Origin of the sequence: Embleya sp. NPDC127516 (assembly GCF_044765325.1) — a bacterium.
Lineage (GTDB): Bacteria > Actinomycetota > Actinomycetes > Streptomycetales > Streptomycetaceae > Embleya.
This window is the reverse complement of record NZ_JBIWJT010000016.1, coordinates 26,578-47,987: the sequence shown is the minus strand read 5'-3', so window position 1 is coordinate 47,987 and position 21,410 is coordinate 26,578. Positions and strand designations below refer to the sequence as shown.

The following is a 21,410-nucleotide window of genomic DNA, read 5'->3' as shown; positions in this document are numbered from 1 at the left end:
GCCCGGCCCGCGCATCCGCCGGGCCCGGCGCGGCGACCGCCCATCGACCCACCCGACGCGGCCCGGTGCCCCCGGCGTCGCTCACCGGCCCCGTGACGTCCGCGGAACCCCGGCCGACCGGGTCGCGGGCGCACCGGCCGGCGGACCCGGCCGACCGCCCTTCGACCGGCTCCCCGACGGAGAGGTTCGAACCACTGCCGTGAGCGGCCCGTCGAAGCACACACGGAGCCGGCATGTGACCAAGGTCACTGTTTTAAAGGGCGATGGTTTTCGTCGGCGGCCGGAAATCGACCGCGCATTCTATGTGATATTTTACTGGCCGCCGTCGGGAATCCCGGATGGAAGCGGCCGAGCGAGGCCCTCCGCAGCCCCCGACCGACCCGGATCCGACCGCGCCGCGGCCCCGGCACCCGCCCCGGAGCGACGCCGAACCGGCGTCCCAGCCGCTCCCCCCGCTCCCACCTCCTGCGACCGTGCAGACGCGGAGTGGGACTCACAGGCACGCGCGGGGCACTTCCGGGCGCACAAAAAGAGTGCTGCACCGGACCCGGCGGGATCCGGTGCAGCACTCAGGGGAAAAGCTTTTCGACGCAGCCCTCAGGCTTCGCTGCGCTGCTGCGGAATGCCCGCGAGCAGGGCGCGGACCTCCACCTCGCGGTAGCGACGGTGTCCGCCGAGCGTGCGGATCGACGTGAGCTTGCCGGCCTTGGCCCAGCGCGTCACCGTCTTGGGGTCGACGCGGAACATGCTGGCAACCTCGGCCGGCGTCAGCAGCGGCTCGGCATCAGGCGTACGAGCGGTCATGAGCGGCCTCCTCGGGAGAACCGAACCAACACGGTTCTTTCTTCAAATTCTGCACCTTGACCCACGATGTCCTAAATAGTTCACGAGGGCCAAGTCGGTTATAGGACGAACGGCTTGTCCTTCACAGTACAAGTACACCATCCGCCGCACCCGGTTGGTCAAACCGCCGGAATTGGCATCCCAGGGTTCAAGCCACGCGATCCCGAAGGACCAGGCATAGCGGACAGTCACATGACTGTGACGATGAGTCACTCGAGCCCGAACGACCCCTCGTGTCCACCCCGTCCCACCAGCAACGAAGTATCCCCGATGACTCGACCCGGCCAGACCGACTACATCTGGTTTGTCCTTTTCATCATATACGAACCATTCGCTGGCGTATGCACCCTGTTGTGAGTCGATCTCCGTCAACCTGGAGGACTGGGAGTCCCACAACTCGAACCAGCAGGTTGAGAGGCTTTCAGATCACGGGGTGACTGAACACGAAAGAGTGACGACGGTCACGCCGAAACTTCATGAAATGCGGACGCTTGCTCAGCTCGCGTGCTCCAGGGCACGTACCGATTGCCAACGCTCCGTAATCCTGCGGTAGGCGGCCGATGCTCGCGCTCCGTCACCGGAGCCCAGTGCGGCGATGCCCTCCGCGACGTCCGCGACCGAGTTCTCGGCGGCCGGATCGCCCGACCCGATCAGCCGCACCAGACCGCCGTAGTCCAGCTCGACCAGCGCGCGCGGATGGAACTCCTCCAGCCAGCGGCCCACGCTCTCCAGCCCGGTGATCAGCGCGCCGTCCCCGACCGTCTCGCGGAGCACCTTCAGCGCCCTGGCCACCCGCCGCCGGGCCTGCACCATCGGCGTGCGGTAGTAGAGCTCGCCCGGTCCCGCCGCCGCGCCCTCGGCCGCGGGCACCAGGACCCGCTCGTCCGGCGCGAACAGCACGAACCAGCGCACCGGGACGTGCCACGTGCTGCTGTGGATGTGCGGCTGCACGTCGGGATGCGCGGACTTCCAGCGCTCGTGCTCGACGTGGGCCTGGTCGATCACCAACCGCGGCCAGAACACGTCCAATACCGCCGCCGGATACTCCCGACGCAACTCGGCCAGCGCCGTCCAGCAGCGCAGCCGGGTCTGCCGCGGGCAGATCACCGTGACGCCGTCCAGGACGTGCACGTAGGCGTCCTCGCTCTCGTGCGGTGGCGCGATCACCGGAGGGGTGGCCAGGAGGTTCTCCAGGCCGCTCCGGTGCTCCTGCGCGGTCAGTCCGGCGGGCGAGGGCGCCTCGGGCGACGCGGGGGGGCCTGCGGGCTGTGTGGCGGCGTACGCGGCCCACCGCTCGCGTTCCGGTTCGGGAAACGCGGCAAGCGGCTCGTACACCCGCAGGTACGCCGCGTAGGGGGCAACCACCGAAGTCCGCACGAGGGAATCTTGGCACGTCGGGCGGGCCCCGACGTGGAGAAGGTCCAACCCGGTGATCCGCACGGGTTCTAGGCTTGAACCGCCGCGCAGATCCGCGCGGCACCAACGTCACCACGATCCCATGGAGTCACCACAGTGACCGACAGGATGGAAGGCCCCGACGGCACGACGTCGGGCCTGGTGTTCGGCAGGTCGACCGGCCACGAACAGGTCGTCTTCTGCCAGGACCGCGCGAGCGGCCTGCGCGCGATCATCGCGATCTACTCCAGTGCCCTGGGACCCGCCCTCGGCGGCACCAGGTTCCACCCCTACGAGAGCGAGGAGGAGGCCGTCGCGGACGTCCTCAACCTCTCCCGCGGCATGGCCTACAAGAACGCCCTCGCCGGACTCGACCACGGCGGCGGCAAGGCCGTGATCATCGGCGACCCGACCCGGGACAAGACCGAGGTGCTGCTGCGCGCCTACGGCCGCTTCGTCCAGTCCCTGGGTGGTCGCTACATCACCGCGTGCGACGTGGGCACCTACGTCGACGACATGGACGTGGTCGCCAAGGAGTGCGCCTACGTCACCGGCCGCTCCCCAGAGAACGGCGGCGCGGGCGACTCGTCCGTGCTGACCGCGTACGGGGTCTTCCAGGGCATGCTGGCGTCCGCCGAGCACCGCTGGGGCAGTCCGACGCTGCGCGGTCGCCGGGTGGGCGTGGCGGGCGTCGGGAAGGTCGGCCGGCACCTGGTCGGGCATCTGCTCGCGGACGGCGCCTCGGTGGTGATAACCGACGTCGACGAGCGCGCCGTGGCGCGGGTGCGGCACGAGCACCCCGAAGTGGACTTCGTCGCCGACACCGACACCCTGATCCGCCTCCCGGACCTGGACGTGTACGCGCCCTGCGCGCTCGGCGGCGCACTCGACGACGTCACCGTCCCGGTGCTGACCGCGGCCGTGGTGTGCGGCGCGGCCAACAACCAACTGGCGCATCCGGGCATCGAGAAGGCGCTCGCCGAGCGCGGCGTGCTCTACGCGCCGGACTACGTGGTGAACTCCGGCGGGGTGATCCAGGTGGCCGACGAGCGGCACGGATTCGACTTCGAGCGGGCCAAGCGCAAGGCCGGCGGCATCCGCGCGATCACCGCGAAGATCTTCGCGTCGGCCGAGGAGGAGGGCGTGCCACCGGTCGTCGCGGCGGACAGATTGGCCGAGCGGCGCATGGCGGATGTGGGCCGCCTGCGTGACATCTACCTCCAAACCTGACCGACACGGTATCGTCAGACCCGGCAAAGGACCCCAGATCAGGCCCCTGACCAGCCGGAACGACAGAGCCCGGTCGGGGTCCGAGCCCCGCTGTCACCCATGCGACGTACCGTCCGGCGGCGGAAGCAGGTACCGTTAATCCCCTACGGGCCGGTTCTCAAGCGTCATCGAACCGTCCCTGACTATGAACGCGTGTCAAGACCCGGGGCCGTGAGCCCCGTCGTTGAGGGGGTCGAGCCATGGGGCGCGGCCGGGCCAAGGCCAAGCAGACAAAGGTCGCCCGCCAGCTGAAGTACAACAGCGGCGGTACGGATCTGAGCCGTCTGGCTGAAGAGCTGGGCGCGTCGTCGCCAACCGACTTGCCGATCGGCAAGCCAGAGGTTGACGACGACACGAGTGAAGACGAGTTCGACGACCCCTACGCGGGGTATTCGGCTCGTTACAACGATGACGAGGACGAGGAAGACGACGGCCGATCGCGCCATCGTTGACGCCCCGCTCCTCTTCTTCGAGCACGGGAGACAACGCCCAATTCAGCCGGGGCGCCCGTGCGCTGTGACACCGCCCGGTCCGGGACCGAGTAGGACGACTACTCGACCCCGGGCCGTTTGGCGTGTTCGCGAACGCGCCCACGGAGGTACCGCCGTCCCGATCCGGGACGACGGCGACCGCCGCGGGTGCTTTCGTCATGCCCGGTGATCGCCGCTCAGTACGGCCCGGCCGGAGCCGGTGACGATGTCGCCCAGGACCCAGGCCGGCACGCCGCGCTCGGCGAGCACCGCCAGGGCCGCGTCGGCCGCGTCCGCGGCGACCACCGCGACCATGCCCACGCCCATGTTCAGCGTCTTCTCCAGTTCGGCGCGGGCCACGTCGCCGAGCGAGCCGACCAGGCCGAAGATCGGTGCCGGGGTCCAGGTCGAACGGTCCAGGCGGGCATCCAGGTGGGCCGGGAGCACGCGCGCCAGGTTGGCCTCCAGGCCGCCGCCGGTGACGTGCGAGAACGCGTGCACGTCGGTGCGTCGGGCCAGGTCGAGGCAGTCCAGCGAGTAGATCCGGGTCGGCTCCAGGAGTTCCGCGCCGAGGGTGCGGCCCAGTTCCGGCACGTCGCGGTCGAGCTTCCAGCCGGCGATGGTGAAGAACACGTGCCGGGCCAGCGAGTAGCCGTTGGAGTGCAGGCCGGAGGCGGCCATCGCGATCACCACGTCGCCCTCGCGCACCCGCTCCGCGCCGAGCAGGCCGTCGGCCTCCACGACGCCGGTGCCGGCGCCCGCGACGTCGTACTCGTTCGGGTCGAGCAGGCCGGGGTGTTCGGCCGTCTCGCCGCCGACCAGCGCGCAGCCGGCCAGCACGCAGCCCTCGGCAATGCCCTTGACGATCGCCGCGATGCGTTCGGGGACGACCTTGCCGGTGGCGATGTAGTCGGTCATGAACAGCGGCTCGGCACCGCACACGACCAGGTCGTCGACGACCATGCCGACCAGGTCGTGGCCGATCGTGTCGTGCTTGTCCATCGCCTGCGCGATGGCGACCTTGGTTCCCACCCCGTCGGTCGCGCTGGCCAGCAGGGGGCGTTCGTACCGCTTGAACGCGGACACGTCGAACAGGCCCGCGAAGCCGCCCAGGCCGCCGACGACCTCGGGCCGGGTGGCCTTGCCGACCCATTGCTTCATCAGCTCGACGGCGCGGTCACCGGCCTCGATGTCGACGCCGGCCGCGGCATAGGTCGCGGTACGGGGGGTGGGGGTGGACTGGTCGCTCACGGCGGCGGCCCTTTCGGGTCGGGTCGGTGGATCTTCTCGGGGCGCCCCGTCGCGGCCCCGGGTGGGGACGCGACGCGACGATCCGAAGGAGAGAACTCGGGGACTCGGCTGATCAGGGACGGCGGAGCGCGTCCTCGGCCCCGCCGCCGCCGAGGAGGGCCTGCACGCCGTCCACGTCGGTGCGGACGGTCTGCTCGATGCCTTCGAGGAGGTGCTTGCCCAGCCGCTCGGGGTCGGGCAGCTCGATCGGGTACTCCCCGTCGAAGCAGGCCCGGCAGAGCCGGTCCTTGGGGATGGTGGTCGCCTCGACCATCGCGTCGATCGAGATGTAGGCGAGCGAGTCGGCCCCGAGGGACTTGGCGATCTCGTCCACCGAGAGACCGTTGGCGATCAACTCGGCCCGGGTGGCGAAGTCGATGCCGAAGAAGCACGGCCACTTCACCGGCGGCGAGGAGATCCGCACGTGTACCTCGGCCGCGCCGGCCTCGCGCAACATCCGCACCAGCGCGCGCTGCGTGTTGCCGCGCACGATCGAGTCGTCGACGACGACCAGCCGCTTGCCCTGGATGACCTCGCGCAGCGGGTTGAGCTTGAGCCGGATGCCCAGTTGCCGGATGGTCTGGCTGGGCTGGATGAAGGTGCGACCCACGTAGGAGTTCTTGACCAGGCCGTTGCCGTACGGGATGCCCGACTGCTCGGCGTAGCCGATCGCGGCGGGGGTGCCGGATTCGGGGGTCGGCATGACCAGGTCGGCGTCGACTGGGAACTCCTGGGCGAGCCGTCGGCCCATCTCCACCCGGGACGCGTAGACGCCTCGGCCGGCGATCGTGGTGTCGGGGCGGGCCAGGTAGACGTACTCGAAGACGCAGCCCTTGGGCTTGGCCTCGGCGAACCGTCGGGTGCGCAGGCCGTGCTCGTCGACGGCGATCAGCTCGCCCGGTTCGATCTCGCGAATGAACGAGGCACCGACGATGTCGAGTGCGGCGGTCTCGCTCGCGACCACCCAGCCGCGCTCCAACCGACCGAGCACGAGGGGCCGGATGCCCTGGGGATCGCGCGCGGCGTAGAGCGTGGTCTCGTCCATGAAGACCAGCGAGAAGGCGCCCTTGACCTTGGGCAGCACCTGCATCGCGGTCTGTTCCAGGGACAGGTCCGGGCTGCCGGCCAGGAGCGAGGTCAGCAGATCGGTGTCGCTGCTGGCCTCGATCCGGCCCTGGTAGGGATAGTTGAGCTCGCCGCGATCGGGGCCTTGCTCGGCGACCAGACGGGACAGCTCACCCGTGTTGGTGAGGTTTCCGTTGTGGCCGAGCGCGATGCTGCCGGTCGCGGTGGCCCGGAAGGTCGGCTGGGCGTTCTCCCAGACCGACGAACCGGTGGTCGAGTAGCGGGCATGGCCGACGGCCATGTGCCCGCGGAGCGAACCCAGAGTGGTTTCGTCGAAGACCTGGGAAACCAGGCCCATGTCCTTGAAGACCAGGATCTGGGATCCGTTGCTCACAGCTATGCCGGCGGATTCCGTTCCGCGGTGCTGCAATGCGTAGAGACCGAAGTAGGTGAGTTTTGCGACCTCTTCGCCGGGGGCCCAAACGCCGAAGACGCCGCAGGCATCCTGCGGGCCCTTCTCGCCGGGGAAGAGATCGTGGTTGAGTCGTCCATCGCCACGTGGCACGTGATCGAGTCTACGACAGGGCCGGATCGGTCGCGGTTCACCCCATCAGTGGCAGGTATCCGGACAAGTCGCTGCGTTCTCCACTGGCCAGAACCCGACCGTCCTCGACCGCGTCCGCCCAGGTCAGGCGGCCGGTGGCGAGGCGGAGCCAGGTCCTGGGGTCGGTCTCGACCACGTTGGGCGGAACGCCCCGAGTGTGCCGGGGGCCTGTGACGCACTGCACTACGGCGAACGGCGGGACGCGGACCTCGACCGAGTGTCCGGGGGCCCTGGTCGCCAGCGCGTCGGCCAGCGCGCGGACCACGGTGCCCAGCGCGTGCCGGTCGTGCGGGAACGGCTCGCCGATCGCGCGTTCGAGGTCGTCGCAGTGCACGACGCCCTCCACCAGACGGGTCACCAGCATGTCGGCGACCCGCATCGGGCCGATCCGGGTGATGGTGATCCGGGTGTCCGGGACGCCGTCGAGGGCGGCGATCGCGTCGTCCACGAAGTCGGCGGGGGTGTGGCCGGCCTCGGCCATGTCGTCGGCGATGGCGGAGACCACCGCGGCGTACGCGGAGGTGCCGTTCGCCCACTGCTCGACGGTGATCGGGGGGCCGCCGGGGATCGGCTCGGCGAGCCAACGCGGCACCGCCTGCACGCTCGCGGCCAAGTGGCCGACCAGGTTGGCGGTGGACCAGCCGGTCAGCCCGGAGGGAGCCGCGAGTTGGGCCGGGGTCAGCCGGGACGTCACCTCCACCATCGCGTGCCACTGCGCGATCAGCGCGGCGCGCACCTTGACCGGGTCGACCTTGCGGGGGCGCGGGGCGGCGGGGCGGCTCGTCATGGGTGCAGATTAGAGGGCTCGATCGGGGACGAGTAGGCGATTCGTTTCTGCACCGATTCGCCGCGCGGGCGCCCGGCCGGGCGCCCGCGTCGCCACGCTGGGGACATGAGCAATTACGGGGACCCCGACCGGGTCGAGGCGATCGCGAGTGAGTTGGCGGCGGCCGGCGAGCGGGTGCGGCCCGGGCCGATGACCATCGAATGGCGCGGCACCGCGGCGGACGCCTTCGCGGCCCGGGCGCAGGCCTGGCGCCGCGAGTGCGCGGCGGCCGAACCGGCCGTGCTCGCGGTGGTCGAGGCGCTGCGGGCACACGCTGCGGCGATGCGGGCGGCACTGGCCCGGATCGCGGCCAACGAGCGGGCGGCCCGGGCTGCGGCCGGGCCGGACGCACGGGAGCGCCTTCCGGCCGGCGGCAGCGCGGCCTGGCTGGACGAGCGGTGGGCGACGCGGTGACCGCCGGGTTCACCGCGGTGCCGGACGCGCTGATGGCGCTCGCGGGCCGGCTGCGCGCGGTCGCCGGCGAGGTGTGGGCGCTGCGCGAGCGGGTCGCGGCGGTGGATGTCGCGGCGAGCAGGCCGCTGGCGCCGGCGACCTTCGAGATGCTGCGGGCCCGGCTGCGCGACGCGGTGGAGACGCTGGATCGGGCCGAGCGCACCGGCGTGGATCTGGCCGACCGGCTGACCGAGAGCGCCCGGGCGTACGCGGAGGTGGACACGACCGCGGCGACCCGGTTGCCGACCCTGGTGTCGGCCGGTCCCGCTCTCCCACCGCCGCCCGCCGCGTCGGTCCGGGTCGCCGAGCCGCCGTTCGTGCTGCCCGAGGCATTCCGCGGCCCGGTCACGATCCGGCCGATGGGCCGCGGCGCGGGCATCGCCCGCATCACGTCGGTCGTGTCGGGCGGGGCGGGTGCCGCGGCCCCGCCGGACGGCTCGCCCGCGCCGGACGGGGACGAGATCGTGGCCCGCGCGAAGCGGTGGGCCGACCTGCGGCTGGGCTACAGCATGACCGGGCTGCACGACGGCTACCGTACGGACTGCTCGGGGCTGGTCTCGATGGCCTGGGGCCTGCCGCCACCGGGGTTGACCACGGTGACCCTCCCGGAGGTGTCGCACCCGATCGGCAAGGACGACCTGCGTCCCGGGGACATCCTGCTCGACACCGCGCCCGGCGCGGCCGGGCACACGCTGATCTTCGCGGGCTGGGCGGACGCGGCGCACACGAGGTATCACGCGTACGAGGAGAGTGCCTCGAAGGGCGCGCACCATGGCACAATTCCCTACCCGTACTGGTCCGGGCACGGTACCTTCCGGCCGTACCGGTTGGGGACGTAGCGGTGCGGTCTCACCGCGCCGACGGGGGTGGGCGATGCGCCTGGGGACGAGGTCCGGCGCGGAATCGAGCAGCAGGACAAGCGCCGGCGCCGGCTCCACACGGCGTGCGGTCCCCATCGCGGTGATCGTCCGCAGAACGCTGCTGCTGGGACCTGCCGCCGTGGCGTTGATCACGTGGCGGATCGCTGCGGCCAATCCGTGGAACCTGGACGTGTTCGACCGGGGGATCCTGACCGGCGGGGTGGTTCCGGCCGCGCTCGGGATCTGCCTGATCGGGATCGAGGTCGCGGCCACGTTCCGCGCCCTCGTGGTCCGCGTGGCGGCACTGGGACTCGCGTTCGTGGCCGGGCTGGTGATGGCCCTCGGCACGGTGGTCACCGCACTCACCCTGGACGATCGCCCGGCCGGGAAGGTCGTGGCGGTGTCACCGGACGGCCGGATTCGGGCACTGCAGGTGGACGGCGCGGCCTCGTACTCGGTCGACTCGATCTACGACCTGGAGATCCGGTCGACTGCGGGCCTGGACCGGAGCACGAGCATCCTGAGCGAGTGCGAGGACCACGGGGCGACGATCACGGGCGTGCGGTTCCTGGACAACCGCACGCTGGAGTACACCCCGCCCCGGGGGACTCCCGTGCGCGTGAGCTTCGATCGCAACCTGAAGGCCGAAAGGCAACAGTGCCCGTGAGGGGTGCACGAGGCACCCCGCACGGGCACTGGATGTCGCCGGTCAGCCGAACAGGCCCTTGAGGGTCTCCTCGTGAGCGGTGCGCAGCTCGCTCAGCGCCACCGTGAAGTGGCCCTGGAAGTCGAGCGTGTCACCGTCGACCACACCGATCCGCGCGCACGGCAGGCCGCGCACCTTGCACATGTCGGAGAAGCGCAGTTCCTCGCTCCGCGGCACCGCGACGATCGCCCGGCCCGCCGACTCGCTGAACAGCGCGACGGTCGGGTCGAGGTCCTCGGCCAGCACCACCCGGGCGCCGTGGCCTCCGGCCAGGCACGCCTCGACCAGCGCCTGGGCCAGACCGCCGTCGGCGAGGTCGTGCGCGGCGTCGATCATGCCGTCCCGCGAACCCGCGATCAGGACCTCGGCGAGCAGCCGCTCGCGCTCCAGGTCGACCCTCGGCGGCAGGCCGCCGAGGTGGTCGTGCGCCACCTGCGCCCACGCCGAGCCGGACAACTCCTCGTGCGTGTCGCCCAGGAGCAGGATGATCTGCCCCTCCTCGGCGAAGCCGATCGGCGTGCGCCGCTCGACGTCGTCGATCACACCCAGCACGCCGACCACCGGCGTCGGGTGGATCGCCGTCTCGCCGGTCTGGTTGTAGAACGAAACGTTGCCGCCGGTGACCGGCGTGCCCAGGATCTGGCACGCGTCCGCGAGACCGCGCGTGGTCTCGGCGAACTGCCACATCACCGCCGGGTCCTCGGGCGAGCCGAAGTTGAGGCAGTCGGTGACGGCCAGCGGCTTGGCACCGGTGGTGGCCACGTTGCGGTACGCCTCGGCCAGCGCGAGCTGCGCGCCGATGTACGGGTCGAGCTTGCAGAAGCGGCCGTTGCCGTCGGTGGCGAGCGCGACCCCCAGGCCGGTCTCCTCGTCGATCCGGACCATGCCGGAGTCCTCCGGCTGGGCCAGCACGGTGTTGCCGAGGACGTAGCGGTCGTACTGGTCGGTGACCCACGACTTGTCCGCCAGGTTCGGCGACGCGACGACCTCGAGCAGGGTGGCCTTGAGCTCTTCGGCCGTGCCCGGGCGCGGCAACCGCTCGGCGGCGTCCGCCTGGAGCGTGTCCTGCCACTGCGGGCGCGCGAACGGCCGCTCGTAGACGGGGCCTTCGTGCGCGACGGTGCGCGGCGGCACGTCGACGATCTGCTCGCCGTGCCAGTAGATCTCCAGCCGGTCGCCCTCGGTGACCTCGCCGACGACGGTGGCGATCACGTCCCACTTGTCGCAGATCTCCATGAAGCGGGCCACGTGGGCCGGCTCCACGACCGCGCACATGCGCTCCTGCGACTCGCTCATCAGGATCTCTTCGGGCGAGAGCGTGTGGTCGCGCAGCGGGACGGTGTCCAGCTCGACCCGCATACCGCCGGAACCGGCCGAGGCCAGCTCGGAGGTCGCGCAGGACAGGCCCGCGCCGCCGAGGTCCTGGATGCCCGCGACCAGGTGCTCGCGGAACAGCTCCAGGGTGCACTCGATCAGCAGCTTCTCCTGGAACGGGTCGCCGACCTGGACGGCCGGACGCTTGGCCGGGCCGTCGGCGTCGAAGGTCTCCGAGGCCAGCACCGAGACGCCGCCGATCCCGTCGCCGCCGGTGCGGGCGCCGTACAGGATCACCAGGTTGCCCGCGCCCGAGGCCTGCGCGAGGTGGATGTCCTCGTGCTTCATCACGCCCACGCACAGCGCGTTGACCAGCGGGTTGCCCTGGTAGCAGGGGTCGAAGACGATCTCGCCGCCGATGTTGGGCAGGCCCAGGCAGTTGCCGTAGCCGCCGATGCCCGCGACCACGCCGGGCAGCACGCGCCGGGTGTCGGGGTGCCCGGCCGCGCCGAAGCGCAGCGGGTCCATCACCGCGACCGGGCGGGCGCCCATCGCCAGGATGTCGCGCACGATGCCACCGATGCCGGTCGCGGCGCCCTGGTACGGCTCCACGTAGGACGGGTGGTTGTGCGACTCGACCTTGAAGGTCACTGCGTAGCCCTGGCCGACGTCGACGACACCGGCGTTCTCGCCGATGCCCACCAGCATCGCGTCGTTGGCGGGCATCTTGTCGCCGAACTGGCGCAGGTGCACCTTGCTCGACTTGTACGAGCAGTGCTCGGACCACATCACCGAGTACATCGCCAGCTCGGAGGAGGTCGGCCGGCGGCCGAGGATCTCCCGGATGCGCGCGTACTCGTCGGGCTTGAGGCCGAGTTCGGCGAAGGGCTGCTCGACCTCGGGGTGGTCGACCGCGTTCTTGACGGTGTCCAGGCTCATCAGGCGTTCACCAGGCGCTTCAGGATCGAGGTGAAGAAGGGGAGGCCCTCGGTCGTCGGACCGGTCAGCGGTTCGACCGCGTGCTCGGGGTGCGGCATCAGGCCGACCACGTTCCCGGCGGCGTTGCTGATGCCGGCGATGTCGCGCCGCGATCCGTTCGGGTTGACGTCGAGGTAGCGCGCGATCACGCGGCCCTCGGCCTCCAACATGTCCAGGGTGCGCTCGTCGGCGACGAAACCGCCTTCACCGTTCTTGAGCGGAACGGTGATCTCCTGCCCCGGCGCGAAGTCCGACGTCCACGCGGTGGACACGTTCTCGATGCGCAACTTTTGGTCGCGGCAGATGAAGTGCAGGTGGTCGTTCCGGGTGAGCGCGCCCGGCAGCAGGTGGGATTCGCAAAGAATTTGGAAACCGTTGCAGATGCCCAATACCGGAAGGCCGGCTTGCGCTTGCTCGATCACCGATTCCATGACCGGCGAGAAGCGCGAGATGGCTCCGCAACGCAGGTAGTCGCCGTACGAGAAACCGCCGGGGAGGACGATCGCGTCGACCTGCTGGAGGTTCTTGTCCTTGTGCCACAGGGCGACCGGCTCGGCGCCGGCGATACGCACCGCGCGCCGGGCGTCGCGGTCGTCGAGCGAGCCGGGGAAGGTGACGACGCCGACGCGGATCGTCACTTCCCCTCCTCCGCCTCGACGCGGACCACGAAGTCCTCGATCACGGTGTTGGCGAGGAACGACTCGGCGGCTTCGCGGATGCGGGCGAGGGCGGCCTCGTCGACCGGTCCCTCCAGCTCCAGTTCGAAACGCTTGCCTTGGCGGACGTCGGTGATTCCGTCGAATCCCAGACGCGGCAGCGCGCGCTGCACGGCCTGCCCCTGGGGATCGAGGATTTCCGGCTTGAGCATGACGTCGACGACGACGCGTGCCACAGGCACTCCCACTGTGATGGTTCGGGCCGGTCCGTATCCGGGATACGGGGGTTCGGACCCTGCTGCTGGATCGGGCCGGTCGACGCCGGCACCCGATGGATCGGCGGTATCAGGGTACCGGCCGGCTCCGGGAGGCCGTTCCGGCGCCAAGTTATCCACAGCTTTGGAGTTGTCCACAGGGGAGTCGACCCGGTCAAGATGCCGCTAAATCACCATCAAACGGGCAATGCGCCTCACTCGGGGCTCGCGCGAGCTCGACTCATCGTCGCGTTGTCCACAGGCTGTGGATCACGCGCCGGCCCGGCCTGCGGACACGCCCGTGCGCGCGCGGCGAGAGGAATATCTCGCGTATCGTGAAAACGAATCGCCGACCGGTAAATTAGCGCTTACCGAACCGAAGAACAGCGGACGACACCGCTACGGTTCGCGTTTAGCGCTTAGACTCGGCAATGTAGTTTTGTTTTTCGCCTCGGTGCTATCACCCGAGAGGACACCGCCATGGCCCAGCGTGTAGTCGTCAGCCTGCACGACGACATCGACGGAAGCGAGGCCACGGAAACCATCCGTTTCGGCCTCGACGGCAAGTCGTATGAAATCGACCTTTCGGAAGAGCACGTTCAGCAGATGCGGGATGCCCTGGCTCCTTATCTCGCGGTCGCGCGGCGCACCGCGCGCACGGGAAAGCCGTTCCGCCAGACGACCGTCACCTCCGACCCCGCGGCGGTGCGGGCCTGGGCTCGTGCACGCGGCATGGACGTGCCCGCCCGCGGGCGCATCCCGGCCCGCGTGTACGCGGAATTCGAGGCCGCCAACACCGCCAACTGACGGCAGCACCGTCCCGGGCGTTGGGCTCGATCGACGCCCCACCGGGCCTTTCGGCCCCCGTTCCGCACCTGTCGGCGGGACGGGGGCCGGGCCGTCCCGGAAGAACTTTTCCGGCAAATGCGGACATCTGTAGCGATCCGACTCCGGAGCGTACTCGGCACCTCCGGGGGTCCTATAGAGTTCTCTTGCACCCGGGAAACCGGGGAACACACGCAGGCGTAGCTCAGTGGTAGAGCGCCCCCTTTCCAAGGGGGAGACGCAGTGTTCGATTCCTGTCGCCTGCTCTGCTCGGCCCCTCGAACCGAGGTCGGTGGCAACCACCTCCGCGGATCGGGTAGGGTTGGGACACAACGCGGGGCCGAAACCCCGAGTCGTGCGGACGTGGCTCAGTTGGTAGAGCATCACCTTGCCAAGGTGAGGGTCGCGAGTTCGAATCTCGTCGTCCGCTCCATAAGAAGGCCGGATCACTCCTGTGATCCGGCCTTCTTGTCGTCCGCGCTTGTCGTCCCTACCTGTCGGCCGCGCGGAATGCGGCGCACCATCCGTGGGCCGGCCGATCCGTCGTCGGCCCGGGGCGACCGGGGCCGACGACGGATCGGGTCACCGGGTCAGGCCCAACGCCGTCCGGTCAGACGCTCGTACGCCTCGACGTACTTCTCGTGCGTGCGCTGCACGACCGCCTCGGGCATGGCGGGTGGCGGGGTGTCCGCCGCGCGATCCCAGCCGGACTCGGACGACGCCAGCCAGTCGCGCACGTACTGCTTGTCGAAGGACGGCTGGGCGTGCCCGGGCTCCCACTCGTCGGCGGGCCAAAAGCGCGACGAGTCCGGGGTGAGCACCTCGTCGGCCAGGACGAGGCCGCCCTGCGGGTCGAGGCCGAACTCGAACTTGGTGTCGGCCAGGATGATCCCGCGCTCGCGAGCGATGTCCCGGGCCCGGCCGTACACGGCCAGCGTGGCCCGGCGCAGCGTGGCGGCCAACTCGGCGCCGTGGTGCTCGGCGACGTACTCGTACGAGACGTTCTCGTCGTGCTCGCCGACCTCGGCCTTGGTCGCCGGGGTGAAGATCGGCGCGGGCAGTTCGGAGCCGTCGGTCAGGCCCTCGGGCAGCGCGATGCCGCACACCGTGCGCGAGGCGCGGTACTCCACCAGGCCGGATCCGGTCAGGTAGCCGCGGGCGACGCACTCCACCGGCACCATGTCCAGGCGGCGGCACACCAGCGCGCGGCCGGCCCAGTCGGCGGGGGCGCCGGCCGGCACCTCCGTGGAGATCACGTGGTTCGGGTACAGGTCCGCGAGCAGGTCGAACCACCACAGCGACATGCTGGTGAGGATCCGGCCCTTCTCCGGGATCTCCGGGTCCAGGACCCAGTCGAAGGCCGACATCCGGTTGCTGGCCACCATCACGAGGTTGCCCTCGGCGTCGGTGTACAGGTCGCGCACCTTGCCGGTGTGGATGTGGGTCAGACCGGGGACCTCGACCGGCTCGGGCTTGGTGACGAATCCGCTCACTGAAACCAGCGCTTTCTTGGGTCGTGGTGGGGTGAGGCGAGTCTTTCACGACGCCTTCCACGCCCCGACGGCCCCGACGGCGTCGAACCGGTCGCGGCCGTGCGCGGCCGTGCGCCGACGAGGGCACGCCTCAGGCGGCCGAGCCGCCCGGGTGCACCGGCTCTCGGGTGGCGATGCCGATCCGGGCCAACCAGGTGCGCAGCGGGGCGTCGTTGCCCTCGTCGACGGCGCGGGTGATCAGGGTCGCCAGGTCGACCGCGTGGCCGCTTCCGTCGACCAGGACCGGGCCGTCCAGCCAATCCACCGCCGGGTGCATCCGGCCGGTGTCCAGGGCCGCGCACGCGACCACCGCGAACAGGTGGTCGGCGGCCTTGCGGTGGTCCTCGTCCGGATCCCGGCGCAGCACCGCCAGGGCGTCGTCGACCGGGGCCGCGAACGCCTCGGCCCGGGCCCGCCAGACCGGCTCGATGACCGCTTCCGGGTACTCCGCCCAGTCGACCGGGTCCGGGGTCGGCCCGTCCGCGAAGATGCCCGCCGCGAGGCGGGAGATCTCGCCGTCCATGGCGACCGCGTCGGTGAGCAGGTCGCTGGCGGGCCGCTCGGCCAGGCGCGCGCCGAACGCGTTCGCCAGCTTGTCCCGTCGGGAGAGCTCGGTCAGCGCCGACACCACGCCCGCCATCAGCGCGTCCGGATGCCGCCCGATCGTCCACGCGGGGGCGGCGAGCCGGGTCAACAGCCGGTCCCAGCCCGCGTAGGCCAGGCCGACCTGTTCGTGCGCGGTGGCCCGCAGCTCCGGCTCCAGCGGGATGGCCAGCGCCGCCGCGCCGACCGCGATCTCGCGCTCCATCAGTTCGGCGTGCCCCTGGCACAGGCCGAGCAGTTGGCGGGCGAACGCGCGGGAGGCCCGCCGGGCCGGGCGCAGCGGGACCGGGCCCAGCGGGCGGCGCACGTCGGCGACCGCGTCCAACCGGCGCACCCAGCGCCGCGCGCCCGCGACGGCCGGTTCGGCGGAGGCCTCGGTGCCCGCCACGACCGGCGCGAGCAGCGCGCGCAGCTCGCCCACCCGCAGCCACCACAGGAAGGGCGCGCCGATCACCAGCACGGTGCGCCGGCGCCGGCGGGGGTCGGGTTCCAGCCAGCTGTCGCATTCGGGGCACAATCGAATGCCGTCGGGTGCCGGCACGTGCAGTTCCTCGGCCAGCTCGCGCACCATCGCGTGCAGCTCCGGGGCGTCCCGCGGGCCCAACGTGATCGCCGGGACACCCGTCCTGCGCACCAGTGCGAGGTCGAGCGCGACCCACGCGAGCACCGCCACCAGGGCCACCGCGAGGGTGGCCAGCAGCGTGCCCGGGGCGCTCTCGCCGAAGTTGCGCGAAGCGCCGTAGAGCAGCAGGCCTGCGGCCGTGAGCGCGGCAAGGACAGCGCCGTTGCGCACCCACAGCACCGCGCGCGCCAGCGCACGCGCCTCGGCCGGCGCAAGCGGTTCGGCCGACTCGCCCACACGCATCGCCCCCATCCGATCCTGGATCCGGGGATCACTCGTCCGGGTCGTCGGTCACGACCCGCGGTGCTCGCACGATAATGCGACGAGTTCGGGTGTTCAGCCCCTTCGGGCCGAACACCATCCCTGCGAGTGAGATCCGGGGCCGGACGGCTGCGTGGGTTTGAGCCGACCGATGACGGGACCGAACGGCCGAATTCAGCCGTTCGGGACGCGGTCCGCGATGCTGATCTCGCCCCGGATCGCCTTGGCCGCGATGTCGGTGCGATGGTGCGAGCCGGGCAGGGCGATCAGCGCGACGCCCTCGTACGCACGTTCGCGTGCCTGTTCCAGGGTCGCTCCGGTGCCGGTCACCGAGAGCACCCGCCCGCCGGAGGAGAGCACCTCGCCGCCCTCGCCGCGACGGGTGCCGCCGTGCAGGACGTAGGTGTGCGGGAGCTTGGCGACCTCGGCCAGGCCCTTGATCGGGTCACCGGTGCGCGGCGTGGCCGGGTAGTCCTCGGCGGCCACCACGACCGTCACCGCAGCGCCCTCGTGCCAGCGCAGCGGCTCCAGCTCGCCCAGGCGACCGGTCGCGGACGCGTGCAGGACGCCGGCCAGCGGAGTGGCCAGGCTCGCCAGCACGACCTGGGTCTCCGGGTCGCCGAACCGGCAGTTGTACTCGATCACGCGCGGGCCGCGCGAGGTCAGCGCCAGGCCGATGAACAGCACGCCGGAGAACGGCGTGCCGCGGCGGCGCATCTCGTCCACGGTGGGCTGGGCGACGGTGCGCACCAGGTCCTCGGTCAGGCCCTCGGGGGCCCACGGGAGCGGGGTGTAGGCGCCCATGCCGCCGGTGTTGGGGCCGGCGTCGTCGTCGCCGACCCGCTTGAAGTCCTGGGCGGGCTGGAGCGCGACCACGTCGTTGCCGTCGCACAGCACGAACAGCGAGACCTCGGGGCCGTCCAGGAACTCCTCGATCACCACCCGGTCGCAGGACGCGGCGTGCTCGCGGGCGACCTCGAGGTCGTCGGTGACCACAACGCCCTTGCCGGCGGCGAGGCCGTCGTCCTTGACCACGTACGGCGGCCCGAACGCGTCCAGCGCGCGGTCGGCCTCCTCGGGGGTGGTGCACAGGTAGCTGCGCGCCGTGGGCACGCCGGCCGCGGCCATCACCTCCTTGGCGAACGCCTTGGAGCCTTCCAGGCGCGCGGCGGTGCCGGACGGGCCGAAGCAGTCGATGCCCCGGGCGCGCACGGCGTCCGCGACCCCGGCGACCAGCGGCGCCTCGGGGCCGACGACCACGAGGTCGACGCCGAGTCGTTGGGCGAGGTCGGCGACGTCCCCCGCGTTGAGGGCGTCGACCTGGCGCAGCTCGGCCACCTGGGCGATGCCGGCGTTGCCGGGCGCGCAGTAGACGGCGGAGACCGCGGAGTCGAGGGAGAGCGAGCGGCACAGCGCGTGCTCACGGGCACCGCTGCCAATCACGAGGACCTTCACACCCGGCAGCCTAGTGGGGCGCGCGGCGGGCATCGAACTCAGGCGAAGACCACCATCGCGCCCAGCGTCACGCTCTCCTGGGCGGCGGCGTACAGGGTCGCCCACACGAATCGCTCGCGGGCGAAGGGCGCGCCGTCGTAGGTGGGCGTGGGTCGGGGCGGGTCGAGCAGGTCCACGCCGATGTACGGGGCGAGGTCCTCCAGCTCGCGCAGCATGCCCAGGCTCGATCCCAGCGGCCCGCCGTCCTCGGGCAGCGGGTCGTCCATCAGCGGCTGCGGGAAGTCGACCGGCAGGTAGGCGCCGGCGTGGTCGTAGTGCCAGACCAGGTGGGAGAACTGGGCGGCGGCCTCGAAGGTCTCCAGGAGGCGGTCGTAGTCCTCGCCCAACTGCTCCACCGGGGTGACCGGGAACCCCGTGCGGTGCAGCAGGTAGGCGCGGCGCAGGTAGTGCAGCGACTCGTGGTCGAACGCGCCGGCCAGACGCACCTCGGCGGTGCCCGGCTGCCACGTGCGCACCGGCACGGCCGGCAGGCCGTTGCCGACGAGCGCGGCGTCGTAGGCGGCCAGTTCGTCGCGGAACGGATTCTCCGGGTTGTGACACAGCGCGTCCACGAGCGGAACGAGCCAGACGTCGCAATCCACGGTGCAGCTCCCGGTCTTGTCGGTGCGGGTGGCGTTCAGGGCGCCACCGTACCGCCCTGGGGCACGGCGATCGTCAGCGCGCGTCCGCGAGTTCGCGAGCGAGCCGGCGGCCGACCGAGGTGTAGTCGCGCATCAGCGCCATCGCGCCCTCCGCGTCGCGTCGCGCGACCCGGTCGGCGAGTTCGCGGTAGCGGCCCCAACCGGACTCGGTCGGCGGCGCCTCGCGCAGGTAGGGAACGATGTACATCCAGGCTTGGACCCGCAACACGGCCAGTACGTCCGCCAGTCGGCGATTGCCGCTCCAGCGCCCGAGTTCGCCGAAATAGCGGCGATCGAGCAGGGCCACCTCCGAGACGTCCCCGTTCCAGCGCGCCCCGTCGAGCCGGTCGCCCAGCGAGCGCAGTGTGGGCATCGCCTCCTCCGGCGCGGTGCGCGCGACGCGGCCGATCAGCGGGACGCCCAGCAGTCGGCGCGACTCGACGATCTCGGCGAAGTCGGTCCAGGTGAAGGTGCACACCTGGAAGCCGCGGTGGTGGCCGCCGAGCAGCAGGCCCTGCGCGGCCAGTTGGATCAGCGCCTCGCGTACGGGGGTTGCCGACACCCCGAAGCGCTGCGCGGTCTCGTTGACGGTGAGCGAGGTACCGGCGGCCAGTCGTCCGGTCACCAGGTCGTCGCTGAGCACCTCGGCGATCTCCTGGCGCAGGCTGGTCCGCCGCAACGGGGCCTGCCCGCCGGTGGGATCGGCCACGCCGAAAAGCAGGCCGCCGTCTAAAACACTGCCCTGTGCCGACTGCACGCGGTCTCTTCTCGCCGGCCGTCGGCACCGTCGCGCCGACGGGCACCCGTCCGATCAAGTCGATCGCGTCGATCATATGAACGGATATCCGATTTGGGGAGCAACGTGCCCATCCGATTTCGCCCGCGACGTCGGGAGTCGGCCGCCGAACGCCCGGGGATCGCACCGAGGGCACGCGAAAAAGCCGTACCCGCACCGGTCGGGGTGCGGGTACGGCTTTTCTCGACGGTCCGGTTCGAGCGCCCCGGGCGGGTCGACCGAAACCTGACGACCGATCAGGGCGGGGTCAGACGCAGAACGCGTCCGCGACGGTCAGCGCCTCGTCCAGGATGGCCAGGCCCTCCTTGACCTCGGCCTCGGTGCTCGTGCACGGCGGCACCACGTGGGTGCGGTTCATGTTCACGAACGGCCACAGACCCCGGGCCTTGCAGGCCGCGGTGAACTCGTTCATCGGCTGCGCGGCCGGGCCGGCGGCGTTGTAGGCGACCAGCGGCTCGCGGGTCTCCTTGTTCTTGACCAGTTCGATCGCCCAGAACACGCCGAGCCCGCGCACCTCGCCGATGCTCGCGTGCCGCTCGGCCATCGCGCGCAGTTCGGGTCCGATCACGTTCTCGCCGAGCGACTTGGCGTTCTCGACGATCTTCTCCTCGCGCATCGCGGTGATCGTCGCGACGGCGGCGGCGCACGCGAGCGGGTGACCGGAGTAGGTCAGGCCGCCGGGGTAGGGGCGCTCGCGGAAGGTCTCGAAGATCCGGTCGGAGATGATCACCCCGCCGAGCGGGACGTATCCGGAGTTGACGCCCTTGGCGAAGGTGATCAGGTCGGGCGTGATGCCCCAGTTGTCCACCGCGAACCACGCGCCGGTACGGCCGAATCCGGCCATCACCTCGTCGGCGATCAGGATGATCCCGTACTTGTCGCACAGCGCCCGGACACCGGCGAGGTAGCCGGCCGGCGGCACCAGGATGCCGGCGGTGCCCACCACGGTCTCCAGCACGATCGCGGCGATCGTGGCGGCACCCTCGAACACGATGGTGTTCTCCAGGTGCGCCAGCGCGCGCTCGCACTCTTGCGCCTCGCCGTCCGCGTGGAAGGCGGAGCGGTAGGCGTACGGGCCCCAGAAGTGCACGATGCCGGACACGCCGGTCTCGTTCGGCCAGCGGCGCGGGTCGCCGGTCAGCGCGATCGCGTTGGCGGTGGCGCCGTGGTACGAGCGGTAGGTGGAGAGCACCTTGTGCCGGCCGGTGTGCAGGCGCGCCATCCGGATCGCGTTCTCGTTCGCCTCGGCGCCGCCGTTGGTGAAGAAGACCCGGTTCAGGTCGCCCGGCGCGAGCTCGGCGATCAGCCGCGCGGCCTCGCTGCGGGCGTCGTTGGCGAAGGCCGGCTGGACCATGCACAGCTTGTCGGCCTGCGCCTTGATCGCCGCGACGACCTTGGGGTGTTGGTGCCCGATGTTGGTGTTGACCAACTGGGACGCGAAGTCCAGGTACCGGTTGCCGTCGTAGTCCCAGAAGTAGGAACCCTCGGCACCCGCGACCGCCAGCGGGCTGATGAGCCCCTGTGCGGACCAGGAGTGGAAGACATGGGCGCGGTCGGCGTCGTAGACGGCCTTCCCGGCCGCCGGGTCCAGAGTGCTCATGCGGCCACCCTACGGCGGGACAAACGACGTCCGAACCCGCAGGTTGTCAACGA

20 protein-coding genes and 2 tRNA genes are annotated in these 21,410 nt (G+C 71.1%); 8 read left to right on the top strand and 14 right to left on the bottom strand.

Annotated elements, in window-relative coordinates:
* Positions 1–597 precede the first annotated feature (597 nt).
* Both bldC and ACIRL2_RS28915 read right to left on the bottom strand, forming a co-directional pair.
* On the bottom strand, positions 598–804 hold the full coding sequence (gene bldC / locus ACIRL2_RS28920; RefSeq protein WP_020555617.1) for a developmental transcriptional regulator BldC: 207 nt from the start codon (positions 802–804) through the stop codon (positions 598–600).
* Between the two features lie 534 nt (positions 805–1,338).
* Complete coding sequence (locus tag ACIRL2_RS28915; RefSeq protein ID WP_402235775.1) at positions 1,339–2,220, bottom strand: hypothetical protein; 882 nt, start codon at positions 2,218–2,220, stop codon at positions 1,339–1,341.
* A gap of 147 nt (positions 2,221–2,367) precedes the next feature.
* Here ACIRL2_RS28915 and ACIRL2_RS28910 point away from each other — a divergent pair, with 147 nt between their 5' ends.
* Positions 2,368–3,468, top strand: a complete 1,101-nt coding sequence (locus ACIRL2_RS28910; protein ID WP_395864731.1) for a Glu/Leu/Phe/Val dehydrogenase — start codon at positions 2,368–2,370, stop codon at positions 3,466–3,468.
* 239 nt (positions 3,469–3,707) lie between these two features.
* On the top strand, positions 3,708–3,959 hold the full coding sequence (locus ACIRL2_RS28905; RefSeq protein ID WP_020555620.1) for a DUF3073 domain-containing protein: 252 nt from the start codon (positions 3,708–3,710) through the stop codon (positions 3,957–3,959).
* Between the two features lie 195 nt (positions 3,960–4,154).
* Here ACIRL2_RS28905 and purM read toward each other — a convergent pair whose 3' ends face one another.
* The 3 genes from purM to ACIRL2_RS28890 form a co-directional block, all read right to left on the bottom strand.
* A complete protein-coding gene (gene purM / locus ACIRL2_RS28900) occupies positions 4,155–5,228 on the bottom strand; it encodes a phosphoribosylformylglycinamidine cyclo-ligase (RefSeq protein WP_402235772.1) in 1,074 nt (357 codons plus the stop codon).
* Between the two features lie 112 nt (positions 5,229–5,340).
* Positions 5,341–6,897, bottom strand: coding sequence for an amidophosphoribosyltransferase (gene purF, locus ACIRL2_RS28895; protein WP_395864620.1), 1,557 nt, complete (start codon positions 6,895–6,897; stop codon positions 5,341–5,343).
* Between the two features lie 37 nt (positions 6,898–6,934).
* Positions 6,935–7,723, bottom strand: a complete 789-nt coding sequence (locus ACIRL2_RS28890) for a sterol carrier family protein (protein WP_395864622.1) — start codon at positions 7,721–7,723, stop codon at positions 6,935–6,937.
* Positions 7,724–7,828: 105 nt separating this feature from the next.
* Here ACIRL2_RS28890 and ACIRL2_RS28885 point away from each other — a divergent pair, with 105 nt between their 5' ends.
* From ACIRL2_RS28885 to ACIRL2_RS28875, 3 genes are all read left to right on the top strand, one after another.
* Positions 7,829–8,176: a hypothetical protein gene (locus ACIRL2_RS28885; RefSeq protein WP_395864624.1), complete on the top strand. Its 348-nt coding sequence runs from the start codon at positions 7,829–7,831 to the stop codon at positions 8,174–8,176.
* Entirely contained in the window at positions 8,161–9,054 is an 894-nt protein-coding gene (locus tag ACIRL2_RS28880; protein ID WP_402235768.1) for a type VII secretion target, read from the top strand. The genes ACIRL2_RS28885 and ACIRL2_RS28880 overlap by 16 nt, the downstream gene beginning before the upstream one ends.
* A gap of 121 nt (positions 9,055–9,175) precedes the next feature.
* Positions 9,176–9,742: a hypothetical protein gene (locus ACIRL2_RS28875; protein WP_395864628.1), complete on the top strand. Its 567-nt coding sequence runs from the start codon at positions 9,176–9,178 to the stop codon at positions 9,740–9,742.
* A 42-nt stretch (positions 9,743–9,784) separates the two neighbouring features.
* Here ACIRL2_RS28875 and purL read toward each other — a convergent pair whose 3' ends face one another.
* From purL to purS, 3 genes are read right to left on the bottom strand one after another with little or no spacing between them, the layout of a single operon-like run.
* On the bottom strand, positions 9,785–12,034 hold the full coding sequence (purL, locus tag ACIRL2_RS28870) for a phosphoribosylformylglycinamidine synthase subunit PurL (RefSeq protein WP_395864630.1): 2,250 nt from the start codon (positions 12,032–12,034) through the stop codon (positions 9,785–9,787).
* Positions 12,034–12,711 (bottom strand): phosphoribosylformylglycinamidine synthase subunit PurQ, encoded by a 678-nt coding sequence (purQ, locus tag ACIRL2_RS28865; RefSeq protein WP_395864632.1) that lies wholly within the window; start codon positions 12,709–12,711, stop codon positions 12,034–12,036. The genes purL and purQ overlap by 1 nt, the downstream gene beginning before the upstream one ends.
* Positions 12,708–12,965, bottom strand: a complete 258-nt coding sequence (purS, locus tag ACIRL2_RS28860; protein ID WP_391589184.1) for a phosphoribosylformylglycinamidine synthase subunit PurS — start codon at positions 12,963–12,965, stop codon at positions 12,708–12,710. Before purS ends, purQ begins: the two co-directional genes overlap by 4 nt.
* A 498-nt stretch (positions 12,966–13,463) precedes the next feature.
* Here purS and ACIRL2_RS28855 point away from each other — a divergent pair, with 498 nt between their 5' ends.
* The 3 genes from ACIRL2_RS28855 (at position 13,464) to ACIRL2_RS28845 (ending at position 14,241) form a co-directional block, all read left to right on the top strand.
* Positions 13,464–13,790 (top strand): Lsr2 family protein, encoded by a 327-nt coding sequence (locus tag ACIRL2_RS28855; RefSeq protein WP_126636576.1) that lies wholly within the window; start codon positions 13,464–13,466, stop codon positions 13,788–13,790.
* A 212-nt stretch (positions 13,791–14,002) separates the two neighbouring features.
* Positions 14,003–14,074, top strand: a tRNA-Gly gene (locus ACIRL2_RS28850).
* 91 nt (positions 14,075–14,165) lie between these two features.
* A tRNA-Gly gene (locus tag ACIRL2_RS28845) sits at positions 14,166–14,241 on the top strand.
* Between the two features lie 157 nt (positions 14,242–14,398).
* On the opposite strand, the gene ACIRL2_RS28840 is transcribed toward ACIRL2_RS28845, so the two are convergent.
* The 6 genes from ACIRL2_RS28840 to ACIRL2_RS28815 form a co-directional block, all read right to left on the bottom strand.
* Positions 14,399–15,301, bottom strand: coding sequence for a phosphoribosylaminoimidazolesuccinocarboxamide synthase (locus ACIRL2_RS28840; protein WP_395864634.1), 903 nt, complete (start codon positions 15,299–15,301; stop codon positions 14,399–14,401).
* Positions 15,302–15,431: 130 nt separating this feature from the next.
* Entirely contained in the window at positions 15,432–16,808 is a 1,377-nt protein-coding gene (locus ACIRL2_RS28835; RefSeq protein ID WP_395864636.1) for a hypothetical protein, read from the bottom strand.
* Positions 16,809–17,000: 192 nt separating this feature from the next.
* On the bottom strand, positions 17,001–18,281 hold the full coding sequence (purD, locus tag ACIRL2_RS28830; protein WP_395864638.1) for a phosphoribosylamine--glycine ligase: 1,281 nt from the start codon (positions 18,279–18,281) through the stop codon (positions 17,001–17,003).
* A 38-nt stretch (positions 18,282–18,319) separates the two neighbouring features.
* Positions 18,320–18,922, bottom strand: coding sequence for a hypothetical protein (locus tag ACIRL2_RS28825; protein ID WP_355545100.1), 603 nt, complete (start codon positions 18,920–18,922; stop codon positions 18,320–18,322).
* 73 nt (positions 18,923–18,995) lie between these two features.
* Positions 18,996–19,718 carry a GntR family transcriptional regulator gene (locus ACIRL2_RS28820; protein WP_395864640.1) on the bottom strand — a complete coding sequence of 241 codons (723 nt, stop codon included), beginning with the start codon at positions 19,716–19,718 and terminating at the stop codon, positions 18,996–18,998.
* A 286-nt stretch (positions 19,719–20,004) separates the two neighbouring features.
* The gene (locus ACIRL2_RS28815; protein WP_402235761.1) at positions 20,005–21,357 is read right to left on the bottom strand and encodes an aspartate aminotransferase family protein; all 1,353 of its coding nucleotides are present in this window, start codon (positions 21,355–21,357) and stop codon (positions 20,005–20,007) included.
* Between the last annotated feature and the right edge of the window lie 53 nt (positions 21,358–21,410).

What these genes read in the sequence shown, in the direction of transcription:
- purL (WP_395864630.1), bottom strand. Translation starts at nt 12,034, where the DNA reads ATGAGCCTGGACACCGTCAAGAACGCGGTCGACCACCCCGAGGTCGAG.
- ACIRL2_RS28905 (WP_020555620.1), top strand. Translation starts at nt 3,708, where the DNA reads ATGGGGCGCGGCCGGGCCAAGGCCAAGCAGACAAAGGTCGCCCGCCAG.
- bldC (WP_020555617.1), bottom strand. Translation starts at nt 804, where the DNA reads ATGACCGCTCGTACGCCTGATGCCGAGCCGCTGCTGACGCCGGCCGAG.
- ACIRL2_RS28835 (WP_395864636.1), bottom strand. Translation starts at nt 16,808, where the DNA reads ATGCGTGTGGGCGAGTCGGCCGAACCGCTTGCGCCGGCCGAGGCGCGT.
- ACIRL2_RS28890 (WP_395864622.1), bottom strand. Translation starts at nt 7,723, where the DNA reads ATGACGAGCCGCCCCGCCGCCCCGCGCCCCCGCAAGGTCGACCCGGTC.
- ACIRL2_RS28815 (WP_402235761.1), bottom strand. Translation starts at nt 21,357, where the DNA reads ATGAGCACTCTGGACCCGGCGGCCGGGAAGGCCGTCTACGACGCCGAC.
- ACIRL2_RS28910 (WP_395864731.1), top strand. Translation starts at nt 2,368, where the DNA reads ATGGAAGGCCCCGACGGCACGACGTCGGGCCTGGTGTTCGGCAGGTCG.
- ACIRL2_RS28855 (WP_126636576.1), top strand. Translation starts at nt 13,464, where the DNA reads ATGGCCCAGCGTGTAGTCGTCAGCCTGCACGACGACATCGACGGAAGC.
- ACIRL2_RS28885 (WP_395864624.1), top strand. Translation starts at nt 7,829, where the DNA reads ATGAGCAATTACGGGGACCCCGACCGGGTCGAGGCGATCGCGAGTGAG.